This is a genomic window from Streptomyces johnsoniae, from assembly GCF_031845565.1.
Classification (GTDB): Bacteria; Actinomycetota; Actinomycetes; order Streptomycetales; family Streptomycetaceae; genus Streptomyces; species Streptomyces johnsoniae.
This window is the reverse complement of record NZ_JAVREV010000045.1, coordinates 1-2,942: the sequence shown is the minus strand read 5'-3', so window position 1 is coordinate 2,942 and position 2,942 is coordinate 1. Positions and strand designations below refer to the sequence as shown.

Genomic DNA, 2,942 nt, shown 5'->3' with positions numbered 1-2,942 from the left:
CGGCCGGTCACCGGACCGGCTCTGACCATAAGTGGCCAGCAAAGCCTGCGCCTCGATCGGATCACCCAGCTTGGTCCCCGTCCCGTGCGCCTCCACCACATCCACCTGCCCGGCCGACAGCCGCGCGTTCGCCAGCGCCTGCCGAATGACGCGCTGCTGGGAAGGACCGTTCGGCGCCGTCAGCCCGTTCGACGCGCCGTCCTGGTTGATCGCCGAGCCCTTCACCACGGCCAGTACCCGGTGCCCGTTCCTCCGCGCCTCCGACAGGCGCTCCACCAGCAGCACACCCACGCCCTCGGCCAGGCCGAAACCTTCGGCACCCTCGCCGAAGGCCCGGCACCGCCCGTCGCGGGAGAGGCCGCGTTGACGGCTGAAGGAGACGAAGTCATGCGGTTCCGGCATCACCGCGACACCGCCGGCCACCGCCATCGAGCACTCGCCCTGCCGCACCGCCTGGACCGCCAGATGCAGCGCCACGAGCGACGAGGAACAGGCCGTGTCCACCGTCACCGCGGGCCCCTCGAATCCGAAGGTGTAGGCGACCCGGCCGGAGGCGACCGCGGCGATGTTGCCGGTGACCCGGTAGCCCTCCAGCCCTTCGTGCGCGGGGGTGCCTTCGGTGCCTCTGCCGTATTCGCGGTGGGTCAGTCCGGTGAAGACGCCGGTGCGGGAGCCGCGGAGGGCCTGGACGTCAATGCCGGCGCGCTCGAACACCTCCCAGGAAGCCTCGATGAACAGCCGCTGCTGCGGGTCCATGGCCAGTGCTTCGCGCGGCGAAATCCCGAAGAGATCCGCGTCGAACTCGTCGGCATCGTGCAGGAAGCCGCCCTCGCGGGCATACGACTTCCCCTTGGCCTCAGGGTCGGACGAGTAGAACTCGGACAGGTCCCATCCCCGGTTCGTGGGCATGGAAGAGATGACGTCGCCGCCCTCGGCAATGACCTGCCAGAGATCCTCGGGGGAGGAGACGCCGCCAGGGTAACGGCAGGCCATGCCGACGATGGCAATGGGCTCGTCGGCCAGGGTCACCGCGCCCACCTGGGCCTCGCCAGGCTCGGGCGCCGTGTCCTCGCCGAGAAGTTCTCCGCGCAGGTACTGGGACAGCACCAGAGGCGTCGGATAGTCGAAGACCAGGCTGGCCGGCAGCTGAAGGCCGGTCGTGGCGTTGAGCCGGTTCCGGAGTTCCACAGCGGCAAGCGAGTCGAATCCGGTCTGCCGGAAGGCCCGTGCCGGGTCGATGCCGTCGGGCGAGTCATGGCCCAGAACCTGGGCAGCATTGGCGCGCACCAGCTGGACGAGCTCCCGCTCCTGCTCGGGCACGGGGAGCGGGCGCAGCCGCGCGGCCAGTTTCGTCTCGCCGTCGGCCGACTCGTCCTGGGGTGCGTTTCCGGCGGCGGCCAGGGCCCGGCGTGCCTCGGGAACTTCGTTCAGCAGTTTACTGGGACGCTCCGAGGTGAAGATCACGGCAAACCGGTCCCAGTCCACGTCCACGATGACGGAGTGGGTCTCCTCATGGTCCAGGGACTGCTGCAACGCCGCGAGCGCCTGCCCGGGGTCCATGGGGAGCATGCCGTGGCGCCGGGCACGTTCACCGATGTTCCCCTCGGCCATGCCCGCGCCCGTCCAGGTGCCCCAGGAGATCGCGGTCGCGGGCAGCCCTGCGGCGCGTCGCTGCTCGGCCAGCGCCTCCAGATAGGCATTGCCGGGGACGTAGTTGCCCATCCCCGGGATACCGAAGACGGAAGCGAAGGAGGAGAACAGGACGAACGCGGAAAGACCCATGTCCCGCGTCAGCTCGTGCAGGTTGAGCGCGCCGTGGGCCTTCACCCGGAGCGTGTGGGCCAGGCGTTCGGCGTTCAGCGCGTCCACCACGCCGTTGTCGAGTACGGCGGCGGTGTGGACAACGGCGGTCAGCGGCACGTCCTCGGGGATGCGGGCGATCTCCTCCGCCAGTGCTTCGCGGTCCCCGATGTCGCAGGCGGCGATGGTCACCCGGGCGCCCAGTTCCGTGAGCTCGGCCGACAGTTCGTCGGCACCGGGTGCCTCGGAGCCCCGCCGGCTGATCAGCAGGAGGTGGGCGGCGCCGTTCCGTGCGGCCCAGCGGGCGACATGCGAGCCGAGCCCGCCGGTGCCTCCCGTGATCAGCATGGTGCCCTCGGGCCGGTAGGCACGGGCGGGCCGGGCCCCGCCGAGCCGGGCGCGCTCCACCCGGCGGGTCAGCAGGCCGGACCCACGGATCGCTACCCCGTCCTCGCGGTCCCGGCCGGTCAGGACAGAGGCCAGCCGTGCCAGGGTTCGCCGGCTGGGCCGCTCGGGCAGGTCGACCGAACCGCCCCACATGTGCGGGTACTCAAGGGCGATCACTCGGCCCAGGCCCCACGCCTGGGCCTGGACCGCGCTCGCCAGCGGCTCTCCCGGTACGGCCGCGACGGCTCCCCGGGTGGCGCTCCACAGCGGCACCTCGATGCCGATGTCGCTCAGCGCTTGCACCAGGGCGAGCAGCGCCGCGTTGCCGCCGGCCACCAGCGGGAAAGCGGAGTGCGGGGTCTCGTCCAGCGCCAGCAGGGACAGCACCCCGGCCAGTGTCGCGTCTTGATCGGCCAGCGCGACGCGTATGGCGTCGGCGACACTCCCCCGGTCGGCCGTACCGGTCGGCACGTGGACGGTGATCACCTGGGCGCCGGCGCTGGTCAGGGCTGCTGCCGCGCCCTCGACCCACTCCTGTGTCCCGTCGGTCCCGGGGACGACGAGCAGCCAGGCACCGGACAAGGCGGCGGTGCGGGGGTCGGCGAGCCGACGCCAGGTCACGCGGTAACGGTAGGAGTCGGCGTGTGACTGTTCGCGGTGACGACGGCGCCAGGTCGACAGAGCCGGCAACACCTCACGCAACCGCTCGTCATCGATCTGCAACGTGTCCGCCAACGCCCCCGGGTCCTCATTCT

Annotated in this window: 1 protein-coding gene; it reads right to left on the bottom strand. The window is 71.4% G+C overall.

All coding sequences use genetic code 11. The features are described from left to right. A partial coding sequence (locus RM779_RS33180) for an SDR family NAD(P)-dependent oxidoreductase (protein ID WP_394813454.1) occupies positions 1-2,942 on the bottom strand: 2,942 nt, incomplete at both ends.